General features: G+C 60.4%; 21 protein-coding genes and 2 pseudogenes. 2 read left to right on the top strand and 21 right to left on the bottom strand.

All coding sequences use genetic code 11. From position 1 onward, the window contains the following. Positions 1-11: 11 nt before the first annotated feature. Entirely contained in the window at positions 12-1,121 is a 1,110-nt protein-coding gene (locus tag ACVIHF_RS42995; RefSeq protein WP_456793968.1) for a hypothetical protein, read from the bottom strand. 548 nt (positions 1,122-1,669) lie between these two features. Here ACVIHF_RS42995 and ACVIHF_RS42990 point away from each other — a divergent pair. Continuing rightward, positions 1,670-2,482, top strand: coding sequence for an alpha/beta fold hydrolase (locus ACVIHF_RS42990; protein ID WP_456793966.1), 813 nt, complete (start codon positions 1,670-1,672; stop codon positions 2,480-2,482). A 25-nt stretch (positions 2,483-2,507) separates the two neighbouring features. Then, complete coding sequence (locus tag ACVIHF_RS42985; protein WP_456793964.1) at positions 2,508-3,215, top strand: helix-turn-helix transcriptional regulator; 708 nt, start codon at positions 2,508-2,510, stop codon at positions 3,213-3,215. Here the strand turns inward: ACVIHF_RS42985 and ACVIHF_RS42980 are convergent. From ACVIHF_RS42980 to ACVIHF_RS42885, 20 genes and pseudogenes are all read right to left on the bottom strand, one after another. Then, entirely contained in the window at positions 3,096-4,511 is a 1,416-nt protein-coding gene (locus ACVIHF_RS42980; protein WP_456793963.1) for a diaminobutyrate--2-oxoglutarate transaminase, read from the bottom strand. The genes ACVIHF_RS42985 and ACVIHF_RS42980 overlap by 120 nt on opposite strands. Beyond that, positions 4,508-4,654, bottom strand: a complete 147-nt coding sequence (locus ACVIHF_RS42975) for a hypothetical protein (RefSeq protein WP_438074264.1) — start codon at positions 4,652-4,654, stop codon at positions 4,508-4,510. Before ACVIHF_RS42975 ends, ACVIHF_RS42980 begins: the two co-directional genes overlap by 4 nt. Before the next feature lie 44 nt (positions 4,655-4,698). Next, positions 4,699-5,325 (bottom strand): acyl-homoserine-lactone synthase, encoded by a 627-nt coding sequence (locus tag ACVIHF_RS42970; RefSeq protein ID WP_456793962.1) that lies wholly within the window; start codon positions 5,323-5,325, stop codon positions 4,699-4,701. Between the two features lie 672 nt (positions 5,326-5,997). Beyond that, positions 5,998-7,356 carry an ankyrin repeat domain-containing protein gene (locus tag ACVIHF_RS42965; RefSeq protein ID WP_456793961.1) on the bottom strand — a complete coding sequence of 453 codons (1,359 nt, stop codon included), beginning with the start codon at positions 7,354-7,356 and terminating at the stop codon, positions 5,998-6,000. A 38-nt stretch (positions 7,357-7,394) separates the two neighbouring features. Next, a complete protein-coding gene (locus tag ACVIHF_RS42960; protein WP_456793959.1) occupies positions 7,395-7,658 on the bottom strand; it encodes a hypothetical protein in 264 nt (87 codons plus the stop codon). Between the two features lie 16 nt (positions 7,659-7,674). Next, positions 7,675-9,873, bottom strand: a complete 2,199-nt coding sequence (locus tag ACVIHF_RS42955) for a hypothetical protein (protein WP_456793958.1) — start codon at positions 9,871-9,873, stop codon at positions 7,675-7,677. A 470-nt stretch (positions 9,874-10,343) separates the two neighbouring features. Then, the gene (locus ACVIHF_RS42950; protein WP_456793957.1) at positions 10,344-13,844 is read right to left on the bottom strand and encodes an NACHT domain-containing protein; all 3,501 of its coding nucleotides are present in this window, start codon (positions 13,842-13,844) and stop codon (positions 10,344-10,346) included. A gap of 452 nt (positions 13,845-14,296) precedes the next feature. Beyond that, positions 14,297-14,779: a hypothetical protein gene (locus ACVIHF_RS42945; protein WP_456793956.1), complete on the bottom strand. Its 483-nt coding sequence runs from the start codon at positions 14,777-14,779 to the stop codon at positions 14,297-14,299. Between the two features lie 33 nt (positions 14,780-14,812). Beyond that, positions 14,813-15,529 (bottom strand): hypothetical protein, encoded by a 717-nt coding sequence (locus ACVIHF_RS42940; protein ID WP_456793955.1) that lies wholly within the window; start codon positions 15,527-15,529, stop codon positions 14,813-14,815. 81 nt (positions 15,530-15,610) lie between these two features. Next, positions 15,611-16,894, bottom strand: coding sequence for a hypothetical protein (locus tag ACVIHF_RS42935; protein WP_456793954.1), 1,284 nt, complete (start codon positions 16,892-16,894; stop codon positions 15,611-15,613). An 874-nt stretch (positions 16,895-17,768) separates the two neighbouring features. Beyond that, positions 17,769-19,076 (bottom strand): aspartate aminotransferase family protein, encoded by a 1,308-nt coding sequence (locus ACVIHF_RS42930; RefSeq protein ID WP_456793953.1) that lies wholly within the window; start codon positions 19,074-19,076, stop codon positions 17,769-17,771. A gap of 267 nt (positions 19,077-19,343) precedes the next feature. Beyond that, positions 19,344-20,426 carry a branched-chain amino acid ABC transporter permease gene (locus ACVIHF_RS42925; RefSeq protein ID WP_456794190.1) on the bottom strand — a complete coding sequence of 361 codons (1,083 nt, stop codon included), beginning with the start codon at positions 20,424-20,426 and terminating at the stop codon, positions 19,344-19,346. Further along, complete coding sequence (locus ACVIHF_RS42920) at positions 20,426-21,049, bottom strand: branched-chain amino acid ABC transporter permease (RefSeq protein WP_456794189.1); 624 nt, start codon at positions 21,047-21,049, stop codon at positions 20,426-20,428. The genes ACVIHF_RS42925 and ACVIHF_RS42920 overlap by 1 nt, the downstream gene beginning before the upstream one ends. 49 nt (positions 21,050-21,098) lie before the next feature. Beyond that, a pseudogene (locus tag ACVIHF_RS42915) lies at positions 21,099-21,242 on the bottom strand (ABC transporter permease subunit); the annotation flags it as partial. A gap of 65 nt (positions 21,243-21,307) precedes the next feature. Further along, on the bottom strand, positions 21,308-21,964 hold the full coding sequence (locus ACVIHF_RS42910; protein ID WP_456794188.1) for an ABC transporter ATP-binding protein: 657 nt from the start codon (positions 21,962-21,964) through the stop codon (positions 21,308-21,310). Positions 21,965-22,035: 71 nt separating this feature from the next. Next, positions 22,036-22,854 (bottom strand): ABC transporter ATP-binding protein, encoded by an 819-nt coding sequence (locus ACVIHF_RS42905; protein ID WP_456793952.1) that lies wholly within the window; start codon positions 22,852-22,854, stop codon positions 22,036-22,038. Positions 22,855-22,865: 11 nt separating this feature from the next. Further along, on the bottom strand, positions 22,866-24,101 hold the full coding sequence (locus ACVIHF_RS42900) for an ABC transporter substrate-binding protein (protein WP_456793951.1): 1,236 nt from the start codon (positions 24,099-24,101) through the stop codon (positions 22,866-22,868). 47 nt (positions 24,102-24,148) lie between these two features. Next, entirely contained in the window at positions 24,149-25,150 is a 1,002-nt protein-coding gene (locus ACVIHF_RS42895) for a M20/M25/M40 family metallo-hydrolase (protein WP_456793949.1), read from the bottom strand. Continuing rightward, positions 25,087-25,278 (bottom strand): annotated as a pseudogene (locus tag ACVIHF_RS42890) (M20/M25/M40 family metallo-hydrolase); the annotation flags it as partial. The pseudogene ACVIHF_RS42890 and the gene ACVIHF_RS42895, both read right to left, overlap by 64 nt. 311 nt (positions 25,279-25,589) lie before the next feature. Further along, complete coding sequence (locus ACVIHF_RS42885; RefSeq protein WP_456793947.1) at positions 25,590-26,831, bottom strand: ABC transporter substrate-binding protein; 1,242 nt, start codon at positions 26,829-26,831, stop codon at positions 25,590-25,592. Positions 26,832-26,912: the final 81 nt, after the last annotated feature.

The following is a 26,912-nucleotide window of genomic DNA, read 5'->3' as shown; positions in this document are numbered from 1 at the left end:
CACAATGTGCATCAAAGATTTGCTTGCGCTCGCGAACTCGGCATCGGCGCCTCGCCCGGCTCCTGTGCCTGCGCCCGCCCGTTGCCGCCTCCCGGCGGCTTGCCCTGTTCGGGCGGGGGACCATCGCCTGTACCTCGGGGAGGCCCGGGTTTGCTGTCGGCCACGTCGGCTGCACTCGCTCTCAGCCGATTGTGTGTTGGATCAGGCCGGGCTGCGGCCGCCTCGGGCGGAGCCGGAGCCGGCGGAGCTGCAGAGAAAGCCGCGACAATTCGATCCATGGCGGCAAAGACGAGATCGGCGCTGTAGCCCGCGACAAAGGCCAGCGCGAAGGGCGAGAGAGAAGCCGTCATCGAACCGGTGGCTGGCTGCAGCAGCCACCCGGCCGCGAGGCCCGAAAGCGCTCCGATCGGAACGCGCAACGAGTAGCGTCTCTTCAGGGTGCGGGCTTCTCCGGACAAGCTCTCGTCGGACAGACGCCTCAACACGAAGGCGATCGCTCCGAGCATTCCGTAGAGAAGCGGCAGCAGGAAGCCACCTGCGAAGGAGGTAGCCAGTTCGAGTTCGACCTGTGCGACGATTTCGGGTCTGTTGGCCGCCTGGGGACCTGTCCCGAGGCCGATCACCGTCAACAGCCCTCCGAACTTCCGCGGGATTCCCATCAGGTATTCTGTGGCGTTGAGGTAGGTCTTCCGCTTTTCGTAGAGATCGCTCGTTTTGACATCCGCATTTCCGGCCGCACCATCCACCAGCGGCGCGGCCTCGGCGGCCTCGATCATGCTGCCGACCTTGAGCAATCCCTTTTGAACGGTAATGAATGAGGAATAGTACAGCTGCAGAAGCAGCAGCGCGGAAAGAATGCCGTAGAAGAATCTCCGATAGTAGCGTTTCGCCTCTTCCGGCGATTTTATCCTCGAGTTGAGCGTCCCGTACGCAGCCCAGAACTGCTGCTGGAGCCCGGGCGTCGCGTTCGTCAGGTCACCCAGCCGCAGTGCCTCTATGATCGGCCCGGCGATGTGAGAAGGAATTTCGATTCCGAGCTCCGAAAGCTCTCGAAGCGATGCGCGAGCCGCCTCCAGCGGACTCTGCTTCGTGACTATCGTCCTGGCAGGCCAGAAACTCATGAGATGCGACCGACACGCAGAGACCGCGGGAGCGCGGTTTCGACGAGATCACCCTGCTCCACTCCGCAGCGGCGGAAGCCCAGGTATTTCACTAGGCCCAGGAGGTTCACTAGGCTGCCGTGCGCGATGGTTCGCAACGGACTGCTCCCGGGTCAGGATCGTGCCCGGCTTCGAACTCGAAGAGGCACACCGCGCCGTGCGGTTGCTGCTCGCCCGGCGCAGGACCGCGCCGTAACTGTGTTCGAGCCGGTGGCTCATGGTGCGAAGATGGCGACCGGGCGCCGGGTTGAAGCTCGCAGCAGTCGCTCTTTCAGGCAGCCTGGATTCTGTCCACGAGGCAGGGAGCGCTCCACGCTCTGTACAAAACGAACCAAATCAGTCGGCCGTCCGCTGCGATGCACGCATGAAATCTGTTGACCGGCAAAATTGTTGGTGCATCAATACGGGAATATTAGGTTCGATGTTTCCGAAGGTTGTGTGAGTTCGTATTTTGAGAAATATTGTCGCTCCTGCGCAGGCGCAGGCCTCATTCCGTCTGGCGGCCATCCATGCGCTCGCGTAAGCGCGCGATCGAGGGGCTGCGTCTGGGTGTCCTGGAAAGTGCTCCAGGCACTATCGGAGTTCTTTTGATCCACGGCAATTCTTCCTCGAAGGAAGTCTTTGCGGGTCAGTTCCGAGCGCTGGAGAATGACGGCTTCGCCGTCGTGGCCCCCGATCTTCCCGGACACGGAGCATCCGACTGGTCGTGCACGCCACGAAAGACCTACAGTTTCCCGGGCTATGCGGCCTTGCTTCACGGCCTCATGACCAGACTTGGTTATCGATCGTACCATGTCATCGGATGGTCGCTGGGCGGCCATATCGGGCTCGAGATGCTCGCGCGGTATCGCGAGGTGAGGTCGCTTGCGCTCACGGGTACGCCTCCCGTCCGGCTAAATCCTGAGGGCGTGGGAGCCGGATTCCGATGGACGCCGTCAACCGCTCTGGCTGGCCGCCAGAGGTTCTCACCCGACGACTGCCAACGATATGTTCGGGCGATGATGGGAACAAACCGCGCTTCGCCAGTTCACTTGCGCGCTGCCACTGTGACTGACGGTAACGCCCGGTACTGGATGGTCCGAAACGGCATGGCCGGCGTGGGCGCGGACGAGGTCCAGACCGTTGGCACCGACGAACGTCCGCTGGCGATCCTTCAGGGAGCCCGGGATCCGTTCCTGAAGATCGATTACGTGCAGGGGCTGAGGTACCGGAATATCTGGAGGGGAGGACCCGTGTTGTTAGACGCCGGCCACGCGCCTCACTGGCAGGTACCGGCTACTTTCAACAGGCACATGAGGGAGTTTTTGAAGCACGCCGGCTAGATCCGATGGAGCCGGGGGAGGCACCATGATTACGACTGTAGAGGAATTCATCGAGAGAACCCGGGAAGCGAACAACGACGTCGAGCTGAAGAATCTGTTCCTCGCGACGATGCGCAAGGTTGGCTACGAGAACGCAGTGTTCGCGAGAGCCCGTCACAACCGCCTCATTTCAATTCCATGGAGCGAATTTCCGTCCGGCTATCTCGACACCTACCGGTCGATGGAGTGGGACAAGATCGACCCCGTAGTCCAGCGCGTGCAAAGTGCGCGCGCTCCGTTCCGGTGGTCCGACACCTGCAATCCGGATCAAATCAGCAGAGCCCAGCGAAGCTTCTTCGAGGAGTGTCGGGAATTGGGCGTCCATTCCGGAATAACAATTCCCATACGGGGACCGGCTCGCGAAACCGATCTGATCAGTCTCAGTTTTCGCGATAAGGGAGTGCCGGATGCCGACAGGTCGGCCTACATATACATGGTCAGCATCCAGTACTGGCTCAGATACTGCGAACTGATCGACAGACGAAAGCCTGAAGCGGTGGTCCTGACCAGCCAGGAAATCGAATGCCTCAAGTGGTGCAAGGAAGGCAAGACCAACTGGGAGATCGGCGAGATCCTAGGCATCTCCCAGAAGACTGTGGAGTTCCACGTTGGCAACAGCATGAGGAAGCTCGGGGCCGGCAATCGCATCACCGCAGTGATCATGGGGATCAGAAACGGCATCATTTCGCTCTAGGCGGAGAACAGCTTCGTTCGATCCCAGAACCGAATCGATGATCCGCGCGAGCCGCTCCAGTGTCGAGGAAAACAGATCGATCTCGATATTGAGAGGAGCCATGATCTTGAGAACTTCGTCGCGAGGTCCGCAACACTCGATGACGATACGCTCACGTGCTGCGTGTTCGGCCACCCGGACGGCGTCGGAACAGTCCGAAAACCGCAATCCCCGCATCATGCCGATTCCCTTTGCGGAAACACGGCCGCAATAGCGGGCGACCATCGAACGACACCAGTCCGCCAACAGCCGGGAGCGCGCCTCGATGCCGTCGATGAACTCTCCGGTCCAGAGATCCAGGGCGGCGGCAGCGGTCACGAATGCGAGCGAGTTACCACGAAACGTTCCATTGTGCTCGCCAGGCGACCACACGTCATGCTCCGGCCGCAGCAGGAGCAGAGACATGGGGAAGCCATAGCCCGCGATCGACTTCGCAAGACATACGATGTCAGGCTGAATGCCGGCGCGCTCGAAGCTGAAGAACGGGCCGGTGCGACCGCATCCCGTCTGTATCTCGTCCACGATCAGAAGAGCTCCGAGCCGCTTCGCCACGGTGGCAAGGCCACCGAGCCATTCGATCGATGCAACGTTCAGCCCGCCTTCTCCCTGGACCGTCTCGACCACTATGGCTGCGACGGGCTCCACTCCGCCCGACGGATCGGCAGCCATCCGCTCGAAGCGCGTGATGTCATCGAGACCTGCACCGCAGTAGCCGTCGTAGGGCAATCTGGTCACGCCGCCCAGAAGACCTCGTGCGGCCGCCCGGCACGAGGACGAGCCGGTCGCGGCCAGTGATCCCATCGAGACTCCGTGAAATGCGTTGGTGAACGCCACGATGTTCGACTTGCCGGTGGTTTTGCGAGCAAGTTTTATGGCCGCCTCGACGCAATTGGTGCCGGTCGGGCCAGGAAACTGCATGACGTAACGCAGCCGGCGAGGAGCGAGGATCCGCTCTTCGAACTTCGACATGAAGTCGAGCTTGGCTTCGGTATGGAAATCGAGGCCCGCGGCAAGCCCGTCTGACAAAAGATAATTCACGGCCGCGGACCGGAGTTGCGGGTGATTGTGCCCGTAGTTCAGCGAGCCACAGGCGGACAGAAGATCGACATAGTCGTTGCCGCTGGAGTCCCGGATAACGGCGCCCCGGGCGGAGGCGAGGAGAGCCGGCAAGCGTCTGCAATATGAGCGCACTTTCGATTCGTGATCCGCGAAGAAGCCAACATGGTCGGAATCGGAAAAAGTCGCTTTCGGCTTCATGCGTTTGCCCTCCTGGCCCGTGCCGCCTCTTCCGCTCTCGCAATGCAGTTCAACTTGTCGCGGATCGCCAGAATATCACCGACAAGCGCGTGATAGCCGGCATCGCGTGCCACTCGTCCAAGATAGGTCAGCGCGTCCGCCATGTTACTTGCCGTATCCTCGCTGCATGGCTCGCGGCACGTTGCGGTCATGCTGCATTCCTTTCGGAAGCCGTTTCGGGCCCAAAGGCCAGAACGTTGCTGCCGATGCCAAGCTTTTCGCAGTGCCACGTCGGTCGTATACTCTGGGTCGGGACAAAAAAGGCGCGCTCCATCTCACCTTCGATCAGCCGGGTTGGACCCAGCCACTGGACTCCCGACCGGATGAAGTGCGCGAGCAAATGTTCGCGGGTCACCCCGATCATGCCTATACCGCGATCCAGCAACAGGAACTCCTGAATGGCGCACAGAAGCTCGGGAAAGATGGTCTGCCGGATCACCGGCTCGACGCGCTTGTCGACGCACACGCGAGTAACCTCGAAGATTTTTGAGGATGCCGGAAGGTCACGATTTTCGACCAGCTGCGGCCAGTAGCTGCGGAGCATGTACGGTCCCGTCGTGCGCAGAAGCCGTGCCAATCCCCGTACCACCCGTTCCCGGTCTCGCCAGACCAGGTAGGTCGCGGCCGGGGTGTCGAATTCGTCGAACTCAAGTCCTCGCCAGGACGAGTGATCCAGTTTCCTTCTTCTGACGAAGACCTCGTGTCTCAGCCGGGCCTGGGAGGCCATGGCATCCTGAAAATGATGCGCTGTCGCTACGGAAAACGCTTCGATCATGCGATGTCGCTCCGATGAATAACGCACCCATCGGATCAAATTGCGCCATTGAGGTGTACTGGGAGAGTCCCTAAGGCGCCGCCCGTAATCGCATCCGATCCTTCGGAAGACAGGATGTGCTCGGTCTCTTCCGGATGTTCCCTGGTAACTCTGTCGAGGGCTTTTGGCCTCTCCCTTGATCCTGAGCCGATCATGGGGCACGCCGCGTCGGCGAAGCGCCGGACGACGACTTTCCTCTGAGCATGGATCAAGGCTGCCAAACGTTGCATGGTCAGTCCGGCGGATGCCGTCGCGGCCGGCGCAAGATGGTGTGGCGACACGCGAAGGAAAGCAGCCCGGTCCGGCCAAGGGTATCCCCTGGTTGCGCTGCGCATATCTACGGCCCAGTGTGCGACGGTGCCCGTTCTCTTCACCTTCGGCAGGAGCGCAATATGAAGTACGCGTCACTGATTCTCATCGCGCTACTCTCGACGACTTCGGCAAAGGCTGTCGAAACCTCGACCAAGTCTCCACCGGCAATGTGCAAGAATATCCCGAGCTCATCCGCAAACGTCTGGCGGTTCGCTCAAAGCCGCGCCCCCCGATGCTGCGGTCAATGTACCGACCCCAATGGGCGCTCGGGCTGCTGGATGAATATCAACGGGCAAAACTATTGTTCAGCCTGTTGAGCTTTCAGCGAGCCTTCCCGCGTGATCGATCGAGCAGGATTTCCAGCTCTTTCGCATCGCCGCGGCCCTGGATGAAAGCATAGGCGTCCTTCCCGTTGCGATCGACGGCATCCAGTTGAGGGGCGCCGTCAAGTATCGACTGGATCGCGTCCAGGTCCAGGCCGGCCTGGATGGATCTCATCAGGATCGTCCTGCCCTCCTCATCCCTGAACGATTGATCCGCCCCGTTGCGGAGAAGGATGGTCAGGATTTCGCCAGCCTTGCGTCTGGCCCGGTCGATGCCGGCTGCCTCCTGACTGCCAGTGAAACGAAGGGTCAGGACCTCGTCGAGGGCGCCATTCCCATAGTACTCGAGAAAGTCGTTTCCATATAGCGCCCTGCCCCGCTCGACGAGATAAAGAACGGCATCAGGCCGGTGAGACCTGACCGCCAGCACGAGGGATGTTTCACCGGATTTGTTTCGCGCAACGATCGCAGCCCTGGCCTTGAGGCGAGGATCATCCGTGAGCAGAGCCTTGATGGCGGCCGTATCACCGCCCGAAGCCGCTTCATGAATGGCCCAGTTTCCGTCTTCGTCGACTGCAGTCGCATCCGCGCCGTGTTCGAGGAGGGACTTGAACATATCCCGCTGCTTGAGGTGTATCGCGATCTTCAGCGCGTCGAGGCCGTCCACACCACCCCATCGGGAGGCTATCGCGGCTTTTGCGTTTACGTCTGTGCCGCCATTCGCCAGAAATTCCGCGATTTCGAGCCGACGCTCGATCAAGGCGATCATAAGCGCCGTACGTCCGGGCCATACGACGTTCCCGGGCAGTTTTTGCTCTCTGGCGTTCCAGTCCGCCCCATGCGAGACGGCACGCCTTGCCGCTTCGAGGTTTCCGGCGACCACCGCGTCCAGCAACGGCTGATCTGACGGTCTGGAGGCCCGACGGTAGGGAGAGGCCAGGAAGCAGGACGTCGCGGCCTGGCCAGTCATGATGCGGGGAAGGCCGGCCCTTCGGGTCGTGAACTCAGGAAGAATGGAGTTGAGAGGCAGGCTGACAGAGATGAGGTATCCGACGTCGCAGGACTCTCCACGTCGCGCCCCCGCATCGATCAGCGCCGCAATCGCATCTTCGTCTCCAAGGAGCACCGCGATCGTCAACAGCGAAAGATCGTACTTCCGGCTTCGATGGTTTATGAAGATCGCAGCGTTCGGATCGGCCCCCGGTATCAAGTCTCGAAGCCTGGGATCGGCAGCCATTATCGCTTTGGCAAGCTCGATGCTTTGTTGATCCTGAGATGCATTTCGGGCTGTCTCTTTCGACGGGATCGGTCGATCCGCTGCCACGGTTCTGCCAACCGGGTACGAGACAGCGGCCACCAGCATCACCGCGGCAGACGAACGACGCAGAAGTGAGGCTACTCCCCGCACAGGCCTTCCTTCTTTTTCATCTCCTGGTAGATGATTTTGCATTCGTTGCATTTGGGAAGACAGCTTGTCGAATCCGGCGGACATCTGTCGCATGAGGGCGGCCGGCCGAATTTGGGCGCGCATTCCGTGTTGTACTGCTCGCCGAGCTCGGCCAGTTGCTGGGCGCACGTCAGCGACTCGGGGCTTCTGTTTTGCGCCAGCGACAGTGAGACGCAAAGGGTCAGGACTAACGCCGCAATGATACGCCGCATTGGATTGCCTCCGCATTCATTCGGTACCCAATTGATCTGCAATGATTCTCTTCAGGCAGTCCGGCGAAATCACGCCACCCGCGGCTGGGACAGCCCGGCAACGCGATCGGGTGCCGATCTGGTTGGCGATCAGGAGCCGCGTGACCGCGGACAGGCGCCAGCCGAGCGGCAATGGGTAACCCAGGCCATCAAGATCGAAGCGGAAGAGCTTCTTTGGAATGCCCGTCGTCGACCTGGTCGACCGTTCGACGAGCAGTTCGGCCCGGGACGTCTCCAGCGGCGCACGTGCGCTTCTCGTGCTCATCATGGTGGAAATAGGGGAGACCCATTCTCCAAATCCGGCGAATGACCCTAAATCGAAACGCCTCGAGTTAAGTGTGACGATGTTGATCTCGATCTTGTCCCGAAACGGTTGCAGAGCGGGATCGCGCTCCAGGGCGGACTCGAGAGAACCAAGCAGATCCAGGGTAGTGGCCAGTCCGGAATTCTCGAAGTAGCCGCCGTCGACCACCCTCACCTTCGTTGGCTCCTTGTCGTCGGGATCAGAGTCTTCAAAGAATCCGGCCGGCGTAACCCACGGAAATCGTGAACTCAGGAACGCAGCGGTGCTCAGCGGAATATCCGGTACCGCTTCGGGAAAGCGGTTTGCCAGATCCGTATCGCTCCATACCGGGAGAAACGAGACATCGATACCGTCGAACTGGAATGGCGCGACAATGCGCCGACGCCCGGTATTGACTTCGGTCGTGTTCAGCACAAGGGCTGGAACCGGAGAGCTGTCGGGCTGCCACAGGCTTGTGAATCGTGATGACAGCGGGAAGCTCAGCTTGTTGTTCTCTCCGCGCAGTATCCTGAATTGCTTCGACCCCATTATGGTCTGCCATGACTGCTCCAATCCCAGCTCCAGCGAACGCGCCCGGTCGAATGGACGAACAGGCCCTGGAAGGATCTGCTGGAAGGAATCCGTGAAGAGGAAGCTGCCCAGAAGCGGGGCAAGATAATCCTCGCTCAACAACTCATCGACCGCATCCTGGAAGACGGGCGCCGTGTCGTTGGTCTTGCGGCAGGGACGGTCCGCGATAAGGTCGAGCGCTTTGGCTTCGTTGGCCTGGTACAGCAATGACGCGAACACCGAACCGCCGACGCTGCCTCCGGAGACACCGCTGATCGCGAAGATATGTCGGCCGAACCGCGGACAGTCATCCTGTACGCTCGCGAGGAAGCTGGCGGCGTGATAGGCGGCGTAGATGCCGCCTCCCTGCGCCGCGACCAGGTAGATCGGGAATCTTCTGCCTGAATCGACATGTGGGTCGACCCGGACTTTCAGCCAGGCCCCGAATTCATCGCCGACTGCCTTTTTCGCGGGCAAGCCAGGTTTGGAAACCGTGCGTACGCGATGATCGTCGTTCAGATCGAGCGCCGAGAACAAGATGGCCGCCAGAACAATGCCGGTTATGATCGGAAATGCTCGATTGCGACCCAGCGCCGCCAGCCACGAAAGCCAGAAGCCTGCAAGAAACAGAGCCGTCGCCAGCAGCGGAGCGGGCATCAATGTTCTTGCTGCGGATACCCTCGTTTCCGAGATGGCGAACAAGGCGATCAAACCTGCCGAAACGACTATTGCAGCGACGGCCAGGTATGCAGGGCCGCAGCCCGTCGAACGGCGGGACCGCCCTGCGACTATCACGAACGACAGCATGGCGGAAACAAGCGCCGCCACCCCGCATGCGATCGACGCGTAAAGCAGATAATCGTTGAACCGCATGATGTTCGACGAGAACCTGTCTGCGATCGGAGCGACCTGCTCAGCCGTCCCGGCTCCATCGAGGACGAGATAGTCCAGTCTCGCCTGCATGAGAGCCGAACGGACCGGCTCCAGCGCCTTGCCGTCAACTCTGGACCAATAAACTCCAAGCGCTGCGCCGAGTATTGGCAATTGAGTGATGAGCGGCTGCATGATGCCGGGGTTTCGCGATCCGTCCCCGGCGGTGTGCGGACCATAGGTGAGATCCAGGACCAGCAAGCCCCAACAAAGCAGCACCAGGAAGATCGCAGACAGAGCTGGCTCTATCCACGCACCAGGAACACCGATGGCGATCGCCTCGGCCATGGCCCGATAGATTTCATGAACCTGGGGGGGAAAGGCCAGGATGAAGCCACAAGCAAGTGCCATCAGCAAGAACTGGCTCTGCTTCACCATCTCCTCCTTTGCCACGCGACCCGCCCCCGTTCGGATCGGTAGCTTCACCGGGGGAACGACCACAATCCCTGAGCTTGCCGCCGCTCCAGCCTGACCGATCTTGTCACATGCGAGACATTGGTCCGCCCAGGGGCATCCCTGGGAGAAGCATGGGATTCAGCAGCCGGATCCTGTCGGAATCCGCGCCGCGGTAAAATAACGACGAATCCGAAGAAGGCCGAGCCTCGTCCGGGCAATCTCGTGGCTGCGCTGCTGGACGACTGATCCGTCCATATTCGGCACGCGTCGCTGGTTCCGGACTGCGGTTGCCGAATGGTCGGGCGCCGGACTGTGATCATCACACCGCAAACGTGCCCTTGCGCCAGTGTGCGCATGGGGTGCGAGCGGAGAACCGGACGACGAAATGAGGAAACCCTATTAAGTGCACACGGCAGCCGCGGACCGACAGCTGGACTTGAAGGGGGCGGCCGAAGCAAGACGAAGGCTCACAAGAAGCCACGCTCGAGATGTTCTTCGGTGATCGTGATATTGAGACGGCTTGCGACAACCTCGATCGCGCCAAGCATATAGGACTGACGATCAGGTTCCATATGTTTGTAAAGTGCCAGCAAACGGTCCAGTGCCGCTTCGGTCGCCAGCGCTTCGAGCACGTTCACGCCCGCGTAATGCAGATTCGACCGCCGTGCCCTGATGAATGCTTCGGCCAGATCTAGTGGCACGTGCACGCGCATACGCCTGAGCTCGTCGAGACCGTGCCGAAGATGGTGTCCATCCTGGTCCTCATCCCATTCGCGAGCATCGGGATCGACGGCGCTGAATACGATGTCCTTGATCGCCTCGATGAGTTCCGGGCGATGCTTCAACAAACCGCTCAGCGCCCTCAGTCGCTCGATTTTCGTCAGACCGTTCGTGGCGATCCATCGGTCGAACATGACAGACCAGGCTTCGAGCGAAGGGTGCGGCCCCGCAGGGTCAATCGCGTAGGAGGACCAGCCATCATGGCTGATCCTTTCCGTCAGACCGGTAAGAGCCGCTCTGGAGAGTCCGGGGACCTCGGAAGGCCTGTCGAGGCGGCTTTGCACCTTCTCGAGCGCTCGCAGACCAATGGCCCCTTCGGGGAACTGGTTGAGCGATATCAGCACGGCCTGTGCCATTTCGCTCGATAGCGTATCCAGGCGCTCAACCATATCTATCATCGCCTGTCGGTCACCCGCCCGGAGACGATATATCCGCAGGATGTCGGCATGCCGCGCGTCGAGATTTGGAAGCTCGAGGATTTTGCCGGCGACCTGCCCCCTCGCCGCCGGATCGCGCAGAGCCATGCCCATGTGCTCGACAAGATATGCCTTCGCCTCGTCGGTGACGTCGCCGTCGGTCAGGATGACCCCGAATGCATCAGCCGGGTCAAGGCATCGAGCGAGGACTCTCAACGCTGCCGACTGGACTTTCCATTCGCTGTCCTCGAGTCCGTCTCTGGCCATCGAAATGCTGCTCTCGTCCGGCGGGTCGGCAATCGCACCCCGGGCAGCGAGTCGCAGATGCAACGGAAGACCGACATCGTGAGCCATGCCTGCAAGCGGTAGCGCGTCTTCGCCAGATACGCTTATATGATCCAGAAACTCCCCCAAGGCTTCAAAAACGTTCTCCGTAGCATCGGGATGCCGCGCATAGGTAGCGATCCTGGCCGCTACTTCGGACGCGATGGCCTGAAGAGCATCCTTGAAATCGTGCAGATTCATGAAGCGTTCGAGCTTGCGATCGAACAGCTGCTGCACGACTGCGCGGGTAAGAGCAGGATCCGCCGCACGGCTTATGATTTCGCCTGCTCCGCTGCTCAACAGCCAACGCCAGCCAAGTCGCTTGCGGACCTCGGAATGAAGGGGATCCGCGTAGGCATCGACTATCAGTCGGCCCACGCGTTCGCGAATATGGTAGCTTGATTCTCCCCAAAGCCTGGCGAGCCGTGAACCGATTTCGTTGCGCAATTCGGGAGCTACCGCCGCTCCGTTGGCGACACAACGGCCGATCAGACGTAGTCCTGTCGAAAATACGTCGTCCTGCTCATCCAGCATTTCCCTCACGTGGGGCGTAGGATCGGCAAGGAGTTCGAGCGCGAATTGAAGGACCTGCGCCCAGGGTCTCTTTACGACATCACCGATGCGCACCGCGATCTGGTCGGATTCCTTGTCGACGAGATGTGCCGCCGCCAGATATTCCTGGACGACAGGATAGGGGAATTGGAGCCGACCGTCGCTGGCTGAACGCAACACCCCTGCGGCCACCAGCTGGCCGAGCACCGCATCAGCCGGACCGTCGGCGTGCAAAGCGATGGCCTGCAACGCTTGCCGCCTCGACAATCCTATTTCCTCCCGCTCGAGACTGTTGAAGGCAAGAGCTTGCGCAACCTCCCGCAACCGGGCCCCTGTCAACGTCGGCAGTAGCTGGTTTTGACGATCGGGGTCGAAGAGCGTCCCTAAATAGGTCTCGATTACATCCGCTCGCTTTCGAGGCAGGAGAGTGTTCGGCGACCAGCTCGCAAGCATGATCGACAGGAACAGCGGTATCCGCGCAAGCCGCGCCAGGTCGGGATAACCCTTCAGATCGTCGGTAAAATTCCAGCGGTCCAGGCCGGGTGACCAGACCTTGAATTTGTCGACCAGGCTGGAAATCTCTGGATTGTCGAATGGCTGGAGCTCCAGTAGTTCACCATCCAGCGGACCGTTCAATGCGGCCGGGTCGCGAACGGTCAGCAGCCATGGCACGTCGGGAAAACGCGATGAGAAGAGGCCGATCTTGCGCAGCAATGGCCCGCGCCTGGAGGTGGCCACCTCGTCGAGACCATCGAAAAAAACGCAAATCAGCCCCTGATCGGCAACCCGTTGCCAGTCGACGCGTACCGAATATTCCCGATTGATCGGCCCTTGCAAAAATTCCATCACGCTCTCGCCGTTCGCAGCGAAGCTGCCAAGAGGAATTTCGACGGGAATGATCGGGGTATTTACCAAACCGGCCACCAATGCAGAGATCAGGGTCGATTTGCCCATACCCGGTCCCGCGATCAGAATGCAGCGAGCGAGGTCGGCTTGCGGAAAGCGCGAAAGGTCGACGTCGCCGGACTCCCGTCCGGGATCCCAACGCGGGATTTCATCTTCGAAATCCTGTGCCGGTCCGGCATTGCGGCGTCGCACGCGCGGCCAGACAACAAGGTCTCGAACAGGCGCGCTGATGCCTTTGCCGGGCACCTCCACGCGCGCCGAACGCTGCAGGGTGCCTCGATAGGCCGCCAGCCCCCATTCTCTCGGCTCGAACAAGTCCGTGCCGAAGCCTTGCGATAGTCTGATCCGCAACGGCAAGGCCCTGAAAGTGCCTCTAAACCTGGCCGCGCCGCCGACCATATCGCGAAGATTGGAGAGTAGCGGTCTCGGGACGGCTGAGGCTGTGCCCAGATCGAGCCGGGCGAACCAGGCCTCGATGTCTTCGAGCGGTAGAACGCGCAACTGCGTGTGTCTCAAAAGACGGAACGGAGAGACGGAGTCGGGCAAGACCTCTTCGATCGCTCGATACGTGTGGGCGGAATCCGAACCCACACGAGCCAGCAGCTCGCTTGCGCTCTCGGAAGTCGATGCGCGATCTATGAGCGCCTGCAACCGATCCGAAAGGCCGGTCCGCCGTCCGATTGCGATGACGAGCCGATCATCCGGATCAAATGTCCGGTTCGCCGCCTGGGCGGCGAAAGATTTCCAGAGATCGCCCCAGGGCTCCCCAGACTGGCGCAGACTGGACTTCGCTTGTATCCAGTCGCGATGTCCATCCGCGTATCGCACGACCATATCGTCGACGTGCGCAGGAGCCTCCACCCTGACCTCCACGACGCGCTCACCAGGCGGGATCGGCTGCAGGCTCAACAATTCGGCCAGATACTGCGAGGCGACGCTGTTCTGATAGAAGATGCCCTCCTGGTTGGAGGGACCAGCCGACTCGGCCATTGGATTGCTTTCGTTGGAACCGGAATGTCTGAAAACTGCAACGTATTGAGATTTGGCGGCTGCTCAAACAACCAGTCCCGGAATTCTGTTCGCCTCTCCGGATCGACGATTGGTAACCAGACCAGGGGCTGCGAGCAAGAAGATCGCGATATGCGCTGCGTCGACGAGCAGCCAGGCGCAAAGACGGCGCCGAACGAAGCTTGCGCAACACTTTCGAGTTGGTGATCCGCTTCTGGTTGAGCTTGCGGACCACCGGCTTGACCACGTCCCGGCGTCAGCAGCTTCTTGCTGAGACGACGATCAACTCGCGAGCCCCTGTCGCGCCGACGACGGCGTCCGATCTCGCTGATCGGCCATGAACTGCCGTTTCGCGATACCCGCACGATCGGATTCGAGCTTGAAACCGGGCTTCGTGCGCAAGTGTGCGAGGCTGGTAGGTCGTATACTCGTATCTACGAAGAGCGCTCCAGGCTGGACGAAATTGCCTCTAGATCCCTGAAGGCGTCAGCGGCTTGTTCGCTGGCGAGCTTCATCCATTCTTTCGATAATTCAATGCGCCCTGCTTCAGGAGGCATACCGCCCCTGGTTACAGAGAGAAGCTGTTCGCAGACTACCTTGAAGTCCTGGGTCAGGTCGTAGATCAGATAGGCTACGTTATCGAGTGTAAGTACGTTGGCAAAATACGGTTCCTGTTCGCCTTCGAGCTTCATCTCGACGAACGGGACAAGTACCGGTTGGCCGGGCACCGGTCCCTTGCCTGGCGCCTTGTCGGTTCGATCAGTTGTGCCTTCGATGCTTCCGACCGCGAGCAGCAGAGACATCAGCGAATTCCTGACGACGGTCACATTGTCGAGGAAGTCACCATACATCCGGACGGCATCGGGACTGCGTTCTTCCGTCTCGGGGGGACTGCCAACGGATCGATCATCTACCATTTCAGGACCTCCGATCCGGACCGCTCGTCCGGCTCAGCCCGCAACGGCTTTGCTGAAGGCCGCGGGCTCGTATTGACTCGCGCTTCTGGTGGGGTGGAGAAGCTCCTTGGAGTGTCGAACCTGCTGCGCACCCTGATGTTTTACCGGATCAGGCATGTGGTACGTTGTCGTGAGCCCTGCCCGCCGCGGACCAGGAGCCGGAGTCTCTGCTTCGGCGATGAGCTTGGCGGCGCGCAGCCCCACAGCCGTCAGACTGAAGGCTGCGTGTTTGCCGAAACTGGTACGCCGGATCAGACCAGCTACCGTCATCAGATTCAGTACCCGTGACAGATTGGCCTGGCCAAGCCCAAAGTTTCGCAAGAGCGCTGCCCGGTAGGCACGACGGTTCGGCTCCCGGAAGATCTCCATGAGAATGTCGCGCACGTGTCCGCGCTGCAGTACTTCCTGCACCGACAGGCGTTCGCTTGCGGTAATCGATTCCGAGATGAGCTCCTTCAGGACGCCGATCTTGTCCGCGAAGGTCCTGTGCTCGACTTCGAGGTATGCTCCTGTACGCGCCATGATCTCGTGCCAGATCCGGAGTTCCTCGTCACGCCTGCCGTCGGTCAGGCATTTCCAGGTCCACGCGCGCAGAGCACGGTAGACACTCTCGGCCGCACGCGCGCTTCCGTCGGCCAGAGCGGCGCGAATGACGTGCCGCGCTTCCGCCGGAGATGCTTCGCCAAGGGCGATGTCGTCAAAAGCCACCATGGAACCGTTATCCTGTCCAAGGATTAAGATATCGTTTTACAACGTTTTACACCTGATTTGGTCCCAACGTAACCCCAAGGTTCAATCAGGGATAAATATCCATTTATTCTTCACTTTCAGTGACTTGGATGCTATGGAACCTGGCGAGGGCGGCATCGGCAGCACAAAACCCAGCTCCCTTTCGGTGGCCTGCCGGGTGTCCGTTTGCTGCACCACGAACGCCAGCGCCCCGGTTTTCGCCTGAACCTCGGCGGCCACATTCAGGTGTGCAGTCATCGTGGAATCCTCGCCCATGGAGGGCACGACGAACAGGTCAACCGGCAGGGCAAGATAGGGTGAGGTCTGGGATGCCCGATCGCAAAAATCGCGACAGATCGCCAACCCGATCAGTTTCGTCTCGGTGATCAACACAGGAATGTATTCTCCCGAGACGATATCCTCGAGACGGCCGTCCTCGTCCCGGGCCGCAATGACCTTGTCGAAGCGGTGCAGCACCCGTCCATAACCATCCAGTACCGTCGCGCGATTGGCGAACCCCCTGTCTGTCAGCTCATGCCAGCTTCCGGCCACCAGCCAGTGCAGCGGGAATTTGTCTTCCTTGATGATCGTCCTTTCCTTCAGCATTCCGCAAATCCTGCTTCGTATCGCAGGGTCGATCGTCAATTCCGGCCAGACAACACCCGCGCAACCGTGCTGCATGGATTGGTCAATCTGGGCATCAAGGGTCGCTTCGATGTCGTCGAAGCTGACGCTCTCGGCGATGAAATTACCCTCGCGCGTCTGGCGGGTCGTCAGCCGCAGATTGGAAAACAGCGACGCCGCAAGCCCGTTCTTTTCTCCGGACGCGCGCAGATCCACCCGGAGGGGGAGCACATCGAGCCCGCCTACCTCGCGGGGCAGCAGCCGGTGCCTCAGCGTGCCTCGTTTGAGATAGGGGCGCCCGTCGAGCCGCGACGGGGGCAGGTTCCTGGGTCGGGGTACAACGATCATGCCGGTTACCGGACAACGCCAGTCATCGAGTCCGGAATCCGGATCGCCGAAGTCCGTAGGTGCCGTAGTATAAAGCAAGTCATCGACCGCCCGGATCTGCACAGCCAGGGCCATCATCCAGACCGCGGCGGCGTCGGAATCTGGCGTCCACCGGTGATCGCCCCGGACAATCCATTCCATCCGGGCAGCGACAAGCCTCCTTAGCGGCGCTTCCTGGATTCTTTCATAAGCCGACAGAACAGCGATTGGCGCTTCACAAGCGAGCAGATGGAGGCGGGACAAGGCCGTTGTCAGCGGCTTCCTCTCTATCGATGACGTGGAAGCGAGCTCACTCTCGAGGCTCCTCGCCTTGTCTGTCCAATCCTTGAAATTCATGTTTGATTCAGTTGTTTCTGCCGTTCGACAATGATGGCAGCCCGAACGTCGCGCAAGCCGGTTTTGATCGCTGGTTGCCTAGTGGTTTCCCTGGGTCGCCAGTCGCCTCGTGAGGCGCCGTGCAGCGGAGGATCTGCATGATTTCCCGACAGAGGTTTCATGCAAGCGCGAGAGACGCGCAAGGATCGTCCGGGACAGCAATCACACCTATGCGCTTTCCCGCGCCGGGACTGACTTTCGGCTTCTCGATCTGTTAGAGCCAGGCGTGCTGATGCCGCCCCGCGAACCAAGAACGTCGTTTGACCTTGACGCTTTTTCAGTCGTTCAGATGCATTTTGCGGCCCGCCGAGGACTGAGGCTCCTCAAGCCTTCCGCCAGTGCATCAACCTGATGGAAAGCTTTCGTGGCGCGGCAATTCGTCAAGCAGTTCGAGGAACACACGTTCGGGCGTCGATAGCGTGAGAGACCAGTCGAATGGTCCCGGTGTTTCCCGCATCATAGCCGCCTCACTTTCGTGCATTTCGAACAGACTTTGCGCGCCGTGAACGTGGACTGTCTGTTCAAGCCGGAGTTTGCCGGGCCAGCCGGGAGCAGGCCACGTCCGTACAGATGTACGCTCGAACTATCCGTCTGACTCAGGCAGTGGTCGAGGCCTTGCGCCTCGATTGCCGTACGTCCGCCGACGACGTGGTCGGATCCGAGCAGTCGCTGGAGTGAAATGACGATTGCCCGCCAGGTGACTTCACCTAAGGCCGCCAGCCCGCTCGTCACGGCCGGCCGACAGGGGCGAAACGAGATCAGTCTTTTGACAAGCGCGCAGATTCTGGCAGACACCTTGATGGGATCGCCGCCGGCTCCAGTCCCCGGGTTTCGACTACCAGCCAGCGAAGGCTCCCGCGAGCGCCGGATCCACCTTGCCCGCCTCGACGTCTGTCAGAGCCATGTCGAGCATCTCGACACCGCGGTCGGCTTCCTCCCGCGTCAACGTCAACGGCGGAGTGAGCTCGAGCACGTTCGAGTTGACGCCAACATAGAACATCACCAATCCGTATTCGAAGGCGCGATAAACAGTCATTGCGGTCTGCCGTTTTGCCGGCGCCCTTGTGGCCCGGTTGGTGACCAGCTCTATTCCGATTGCCAGGCCCTGTCCGCGGACGTCGCCAATCAGCGCATGCCTCTGCTTCAAAGTCTGGAGACGGGAGAATAAATGGGCCCCGACCCTGGCAGCATTTTCCGCCAGATCATCGGTTCTGATGGCCTCAAGCACAGCCAGGGCTGCGGCTGCGCAGACCGGATTGCCATGTAGCGTCTGAAAAGAGAATGCTGGCGCAAAATTCATGATGGCTTCGGGCCCTGCGACTGCCGAGATCGGCAATCCGCCGCCAAGCCCCTTCCCGAACACCACAATGTCGGGCTCGATTCCATGATGCGCAAAGGCATGCAGTCGTCCGGTTCTGGCCAATCCGACTTTCACTTCGTCGCTGACTAAGAGGATCCCGTGCCTGCGGCATCGCCGCTCGATTTCCGCAAAGAACCCGACTGGAGGAACCAGCATTCCGCCGTCGGACTGGATTGGCTCGATGAAGAAAGCGGCCACCTCTTGCGGCGGGACAGCGCCCTCAAAAAGGCGATCGAGCTCAGCAAGCGCCTTTTCTGCGGCTTCTTCTCCGTCGGCATAGCTGTTGGGATAAGGCACAAGCGTCAAGCCAGGTGCCTTCGGTAGAGCTTGCGAGGGGTGGCCGGAGACTGCGGCCGAGCCGATGGTGCCACCGTGGTAGGCGCCTGCGAAGGAGATGATCCGCGGCCGGCCCGTCGCTGCAACGACAATGCGTGCAACGGTCTCGTTGGCGTCCGAACCGGAATGGCCAAACCAGATCCTGCCCGCTGCGCGAGAGGGCAGCAGCGAGAGGAGCTGTTCGGCCAACTCAACTGTCGCAAGATTGGCGCTCGAAAGATAGCTTGCTCCGGCCTGGTTGGACAGAGCGCGGTCAACCGCTGTCCTGATACGAGGATCGGAATGACCCAGGCTCGCAGCGCCCCAGGAGGCCGCAAAATCCAGAAGCTGTCTGCCCTCTTCTGTAGTTAATCTCGCCCCGGCGCCGCCTGTCACGGCCAGCGGATAGAAGCGCAAATGAGCCAGTTTTGAAATCGATTGGGCTTCACGTTCATACAACCGGGTCACGTCTCGCTCCTGAGCTGAGTTCTGGACACTGGCCGCCCATTTTGGTCCTTACGACTGGCGCACGAGACCGAACGCGTTGGTGACGGCTTGCCAAAGTCTGCACAGCGGCGCCTCACCATCGTCAGGCCGCAGGATTCAGGGCAACGCGCCAGCCAATTGCCCTCAAGCTGCCTCGATCAATGCCCGGACAAGGACGCTATTCAAATCGTATCGTCTGATCCGAGGCTTCAATCCACCCTCTTCCCGCACCGAATGCGGGTAGAGCCGTCAACAGACACCAGAGCGACTGGGAGCTTCAGCCTCGTTCCCCTTGTCGGTCGAAGTCATCAGCGCCTGATCTGTCGAAGCCGTCGCGAGCTGACGCGATCGCTTTTGGCTGGCATTCTTTGCAAAACCTGCAGGCAGTGCGGAGGCAAGCCCCTTCGGAAAGAACAGGAGCACAACGATCATCGCCAGAGCAACCAGCATGAAGCGGCCTTCGGCAAAGTTGTTGATGCTTGCGAGCCCTTCCGAGATGAAGGTCAGGAACAGCGCAGCAAACAGCGGCCCATAAATGCTGGACGTGCCCCCGACAAGCACCATGCTCAGGATGAGCGATACCGTCGAGAAGTCGAAGACCTCCGGTGAGGCAACGCGGAGGTAAACGACGTAGAAGCCGCCCGCCAGTCCCGTAAAGAACGCACTCGCCACGAGCGCCTTTAACCGCTGCCACGCAATCGGGATCCCGCGCGAGACGGCGTAATCCTCGTTATCGCGCAGAGCCCTGATCGAGAGGCCGAAATCGGAGCGCACCAGCCAGCGCAGACAGACGGTCGTGATAACAAGCAGCCCGAAGGCGACGTAGTAGTAACCGAACTTGTAGTCGCGAAGGAAATTGTAGCCCGGCAGCCATAGCGTCGGCACGCGCACCATGCCTTGCGTTCCGCCGGTGATATTTGACTGGTTGATCACAAGCTGCATCACGAGCTGGCTGAAAGCAAACGTGACCAGCACCACATAGACCCCCTGAAGGCGTACGACGGGCAGGGCGACGATGGCGGCAGCAGCGGATGCGGCAAACCCGCCGATCAACATCGCAGCCCAGGGGTCGATCCCGAGAAGTTTCGCGGTCAGACCCGTCGCGTAAACTCCGACGCCGAAAAAGGCGACATGGGCAAAATTGAAGATGCCGGCATAACCAAGGCTGAGGTCCCAGCTCGCAGCGACAATCCCGTAGACGAAAGAGATGATGAAAAGATGCCGCAGATAGCTGTCCTGGACGAAGACCGGCACAAGGAGCCCGGCGACAAGCACGACGCCAGTCAGCCACATCCTGCCGTTGCGGATATTTTCGCTCTGGAGGCCCGTCATCAACGCACCACCTTTCCGAGGAGCCCCTGCGGCCGGATCAGCAGCACAAGGATGAGCAGGAGAAAGATCGCCGATGGTGCCCAGTAGATGCCTGCGAAAAACACGAGGGCCGCCTCGAGGATACCCATCAGATAGGCGGCGAGAACCGTCCCGCCCAGCGAGCCCAGCCCGCCAAAGATCACGATGATCAACGCCTTGACGAGCGGATCGGAGCCGAATTCCGGAGTGAGCAGGCGGATCGAGCCGAGAAGCACGCCCGTGAGCCCGGCAAGGACAGCCGAGAGGGCAAATGTAATGATAAAAAGGCGGGAGACGTCGATGCCGATGAGCCTGGCGGCGTACGGGTTCTGGCCCACCGCCCGTATTCCGCGTCCTGTCCGCGAACGATCGAGGAAAAGCCAGAGCGCGCCAAGCAACAACGGCGCCACGACAATGATGAGCGCCTCCTGCGCGGAAATCGTCGTTTGCCAGATTTTTACGTTGCCGGTCGCGATCGGAGCCAGCTGTTTGAGCCTTGCCCCCCAGATCAGCTGAATCCCCTTCTGCATGAATATCATGGCAGCAAGGGTCGTCATGACGGTGATGAGCAGGATGTCGCGATGGTCGGTAGAACGGCCGGACAATGACCCGCTCGATCAGGATGCCCGCGCCGATCATGATCGCTGCTGAAATGGCGATTGCCGCAGCCAATCCGAAATTGAGCCCGGCCGCGTCCGACACGGTCCAGGCGATATAGGCGCCGAGCGTCATCAGCACGCCGTGAGCGAAATTGAAGATGCCAAGTGTCGTCCACACCAGGGAGAGTCCGCTCGCCATCAAGGCATAGCCGGAGCCGAGCACGATGCCGCTAACGAGAATGGCGCTAAGGATGTCGGTTGTGATCATGCAGCCTCCGACCCGAAATACATGTCCATGATTTCCTGATGGTCGACCTCTCCGCTCCGGTTGATTTCCCGGCTGATTTCGCCGTGGTCGACAAGGTACATGCGGTCGACCAGGGACAGGATGAATGCGATATCCTGCTCGACGAGAAGAAGCGGGATGCCGCGCGACGAGATTTCCGAGATTGCCGCGGCGAGCTCGTCCTTGAGCTTCGGAGAGAGCCCGAGCGTCGGCTCATCCAGCATCAGCATGCGAGGCGCACACATGAGCCCTGCGCCGATTGACAGCATCTGGCGCTCGCCGCCAGACAGCGTCTTGCATTGCTGCCGGCGGCGCTCGGCAAGCCGGGGAAACAGGTTGAGGACATATTCAAGATTTGTCCTCAGCTCCTCCCGCGCGCGCGGCGTGAACGCCGCAAGCTCAAGCGTCTCCATGATCTGCATGTCGGGAAACAGGCGATTGGCCTGGGGCACGTGAATCAATCCGCGTGCCACGATCTTCTGGGGTGCGAGCCGGTCGATCGGCTCGCCCATGAAGCGGACTTCTCCCGCTCGAGGGCGGATCACCCGCGATATCGTGTTGAGAAGCGTCGTCTTGCCGTGCCCGTTGGGTCCAAACAGTCCGACGCGCTCATGCGGTCCGACGTGAAGGCTCATGCCGACCAGCACATCGGAAGCATCATAACCGGCGCGCAGGCCGACGATTTCAAGTGCGTTTGTGCTGTTGCTCAAAGCTTCGCCTCCCGTTTGCCGAGATAGGCCTCGACCACCTGCGGGCTGCGGACCACCTCTGCCGGGCTCCCCGAGGCGATGATGGCGCCGTGGTTGAGAATCATCAGGCGTTCGGACACGTTCAGGAGAAGCGGCAGGACGTGTTCGATGAGCACGACCGTGATGCCGCGTCGATGCACGGTAAATATGAGGTCGGAGAGGCCGGATATCTCGGGCCTGGTGAGGCCGGCGGCAGGTTCATCGAGGAGAAGAACTTTGGGGCCGGCTGCGATTGCAGAAGCAATCATTAACTGCTTGCGCTCGAACACCGAGAGGTCGGATGCGGCTTTCGCCCGTCGATCAGCGGCCAGCGACACGTCATCCAGCGCCTGTTCGGCGGCATCCCTCGCTTCCGTCGAGGTCATCCGGGCGCAATAGGCGGCACTTGCATAGACGTTCTCCCGCGCGCTCAGCGTTGCAAACTCCGCATCTTTCTGGAAGGTGCGAAGGATGCCCGCGCGGCTGATCTGATGCGGACTCAACCGATGCATTGGCTTGCCGGCGAGGAGCACCTCGCCCTCGCTTGGTGGAAATGGAATCCCGGTGATGACGTTGAAGAGCGTGCTCTTGCCGCTACCGTTTGGCCCGGCGATGCCGAAGATCTCGCCTTTGCGGATCGAGAACGAAATGTTGTCGAGTGCGACCAGTGCAGCGAAACGTCGGCTCACCTGGCGTATCTCGAGCAGAGGCTTGTCATCATTGAGGTCTGGCATCGTGTGCTCTTTGCTGATCGCGGGCCGATCGACCGGCCACGCGGCGATGCCGCGCGGCCGCAAGGGCCCTCGCGCTATTGCCGCATCCATGGAGGCATGCGGAACTCTCCGTCCGCGTATAGTTTGGGGTAGAACAGAACCCGATTGCCCTCCCAGATCTGAAAGAACTGGATTGGAATTGAGTTGTCGCCCTGCTCCGCAAGATGCGTCTTCGGATCAAAGGATAGCTTGCCACTCACGATCTGCTTGCGTGTGTCGCCAATGGCCTTGCCGATAGCGAGCCGCTTGGTTGGATCCCCCACCTTCGCCAGGGCATCGGCATAGACCATGACCTCCTCGTAGAGCGCCGGCCCGTAGGTGCCTGGTTCGCGGCCGTACTTATCCTGATACTTCCTGATCACCTCGGCAGCCCGCGGGTTCGCAGGCGTGTTGAGCGTGCCGCCCAGCAGATTATAGACGACGCCTGTGGCCTGCCTGCCCGTCAACTTCAGGAATTCGGGGACCGAAGGCGCGTACTGGATGAAGACCAGGCTGTCGGTCGGCTGTTCAAGAAACTGGGTCAGGAATTTCCCGGCATTGCCCGGCTGATAGTCGGTATTGATGATGACGGCCGGATTATCCTGGCGAACCTTGGCAAGGAACGTTCGCCAGTTGTCGATCTCGCCGAACGGCAAAAGGTCGGCCGACGTCACGGTCCAGCCGCCGTCCTCGAAGCTCTTCTTCAGCCCATTCATGATGGTCTTCGAATAGGGATTGTCCGAAGAGATCAGCGCCACCTTGTTGTTTCGGAGCTTGAGCCTGCCATCTGCAAGAAGGCCCTTAACGACCGGTACCATGGCCGTATTGTACTCATCCAGTGACGGAGCCATTGACCAGACGGTCGGGAACCTGTCCGGATGGGGCGCGATGATGTCCCGCGTCTGGGCCGAATTGGCCCAGATCAGGTACGGCATCTCCTGCTCGGCCATGATCTCGATTTCAAAATTGCTGCCGCTGGCGTAGCCGGTGAGGATGACGTTCATGTCACGGTCACCCGCCAGGCGTTCGATCGCGCTGGTCACGGCATCGGCGGACTGGTTCTGGGTGTCGCCGACGACCACCTGCAGCTTGTAGCCGGCCACCCCACCGGCCGCGTTGATTTCATCGACGGCGAGCCTTGCGCCGTCGATCATTTCGTTTCCATCCGCGGCCGAGTTTCCGGTGAGCGGCGCGAGGACACCGATCTTCGCGATTCTGTCGGCAGAATGGGAAGGTGCAGCCGCGGCGAGCGCAGCAACGAGCAGACTGGTCCAAAGACTGGCAAGCTTCATGGTAGCAATCCCCTCTTTCACTGCGCTTGTTCACTCACTTGCGAAAATCATTTGATTCCGCACCAATCGATGATTCCGGCGGCAAGGGTTTTGGTCGTCTCCTCCAGCGAGGCAATGTCCACATACTCGTCGGCGCCATGGAAACCATCGCCGGTTGCACCGCAGATCACGGCATCAACTCCTGCGCCGGCGTAGTGCGCTGCGTCGACCACGGCAATCATTCCCGATATCTTCGGATTGCCACCAAGTTGCGTTCGACGCTGCAAAAGCGATTGCACGAGCGGATGATCCGGCGCGGTATCCATAGGCGGGAAATGCAGGCCACCGAGCTCCCATTGGACCTTGATCGGATGCTTCTGCAACCAAAGGTCCTGCTGGCAGAAGTGGTGGACGAACTCTTCGAACTCGGACCGGATCTCTTCCCTGCTCTGGTGGGGCAGGAATTTGTAGTCGAGGTCGATAACAGCCACATCCGGAATAATGGCTGGATTGGTCATGATGAGCGGCAACCCGTCGGGCCCTAGCCCCGCGCCGGCGCGCATTGCCCCGACATTGATCGTGTTCATGCCGGGCGGCAGCAGCGGGTGCTGGCGCGCGCGGCACCTCGAATATTCGAAATTCCTGAGCGCTTCCAGAAAACGGGCTGCGATATCGATCGCATTCACGGCCGGCCGCAGCCGGTCAGGCGCATCACGCTGCGGCCAGATCTCGTTGTAGCGCCACGCCGAATGGCCCTGTCGGCCGGTGATGGTGATGCGTATCCATTCCAGACCGCCTTCGCAGACCTGGATATCGCCCATCGTGAGTTCGGTGATGATCGCCGCCCTGGCGAGATAGCCGCGCCTGACAGCGTCGATCGCACCGAAGCCGCCCGCCTCTTCATCGACCACCGAATGCAGGGCAACACGTCCCTCAAGCTCGATACCAGCCGCGCCTTGATGCCCCGGATGGCGGCAATAGCAGCTGCGACGCCGCTCTTCATGTCGATGGCACCACGGCCGTAAAGTCTGCCATCCCTGATCTCGCCCCCGAAGGGGTCGACCGTCCATGTGGCGGCCTCGCCGACCGGCACTACATCGATATGGCCGCACAACAGCAGGCTCCGCTCTTCCGAGCCAGTGAGCTGACCGATGACGTTCGGCCGGTCCGGAAAGACATCCCACCGGTCGATCGACATACCAAGCGACGTCAGCTCCGATTCAACCAGGTCCTGAACGGCGCTCTCGCGGTTCTGGTCTGGATCATTGACGAACTTCGGATTGACCGAGGGTATTCGGACAAGCCTTTGGGTGAGTTCGGTCGTGTAACTCCGCTCGCGGTCGATCGCGCTCCAGGCGGCCTTTACTGCAGCGTCCAGTTTGCCCATTTGAAGTTCCTCCCTGATTTCCAGCATAGATATCGCTTGGCAAGGCAGCCAACGCGTGCCTGCCCGTCTCATTGATCAGCATGCCCGGCGTGCCACGCGGCAACGCCGCGTGGCCGCTATGCTTATTGCTTCATCCAGGGCGGCATGCGGAATTCTCCGTCTGCATGCTGCTGCGGAGAAAACAGGACCCGCTTGCCGTCCCGGACCTGGTAGAACTGGATCGGAAAGCCGTCGTCGCTCTGCACGGCAAGGTGCGTCTTCGGATCGAAGGAAAGCCTGCCCTGCGCTGTCAGCTTGCTGGTTTCACCGATGGCTTTTCCGATCGCGAGCCGCTTCTTCGGGTCGCCGACCTTCTTCAAAGCGTCGGCGTAAAGCATAACCTCCTCGTAGACCGCCGGTCCGCTTGAGCCAGGCTCGTAGCCGAATCTGGCCTGAAACCTGGTGTTGATCTCAGCCGTGCGCGGGTTTTTCGGCAACGTCCCGCCGATGAGATTATAGATGACGCCCGTTGCCTTATCGCCGGTCAACTTGAGGAATTCCGGAATGTGCGGCGCGTATTGGATAAACACGAGGCTGTTGGTCGGCTGCTCGAGAAACTGGGTCAGAAACTTCGCTGCATTGTCGGCCCTGGGGTCGGTATTGATGACAACTGCCGGGTTGTCCTGGCGAACCTTGACGAGAAATGTCCGCCAGTCGCTGATCTCCCCCGTCGGCAAAAGGTCAGCAGATGTGACCGTCCAGCCGTCCTCCTCGAAGCTCTTTTTCAATCCATTCATGATCGTCTTCGAGTAGGGATTGTCGGTGGAGATCAGAGCCACTTTCCTGTTCTGCAGCTTCAGCTTGCCGCTCTTTTCCAGGCTGTGCAGCACCGGAATCATTGCCGTCTTGTAGGCGTCATAGGAAGCATTCAGCGACCAGACGGTCGGGAACTTGTCCGGATGGGGTGCAATGATCGCGCGCGTCGAGTCGGTGCTGGCGTAGAGCAGATACGGCATATCCTGCTCGGCCATCAGCTCGATCTCGAAATTGCTGTAGTCGGCATAGCCGGTGATGACGGCATTCAGGTCAGGGTCATTGGTCAGGCGCTGGACAGCGCTGGTGACCGACTCCACCGACATGTTCTGCGTGTCGCCCACAACGACCTGAAGCTTGTAGCCGGCAACGCCCCCCGCCGCATTGATTTCGTCGACGGCAAGCCTTGCACCATCCACCATTTCGTTGCCGTCGGCGGCGGTGCCGCCGGCGAGCGGCGCGATCACACCGATCTTGCTGATCTTCTCGACGGCTTGGACAGGGTTGGTCGCGATCAAAGCGGCGAACCCCAAGCTCATCCAAAGACCGGAAAATTTCATGGTCATCGTCATATTCCCCTCTCCTAGATTGCACGTGCTGAACATCCTTCAGCGGGAGCAATCGATGATCGCAGCCGCCACGTTTTGGTCCAG

Source organism: Bradyrhizobium sp. USDA 4506 (assembly GCF_054058795.1).
This window is presented reverse-complemented; position numbering and strand designations above follow the sequence as displayed.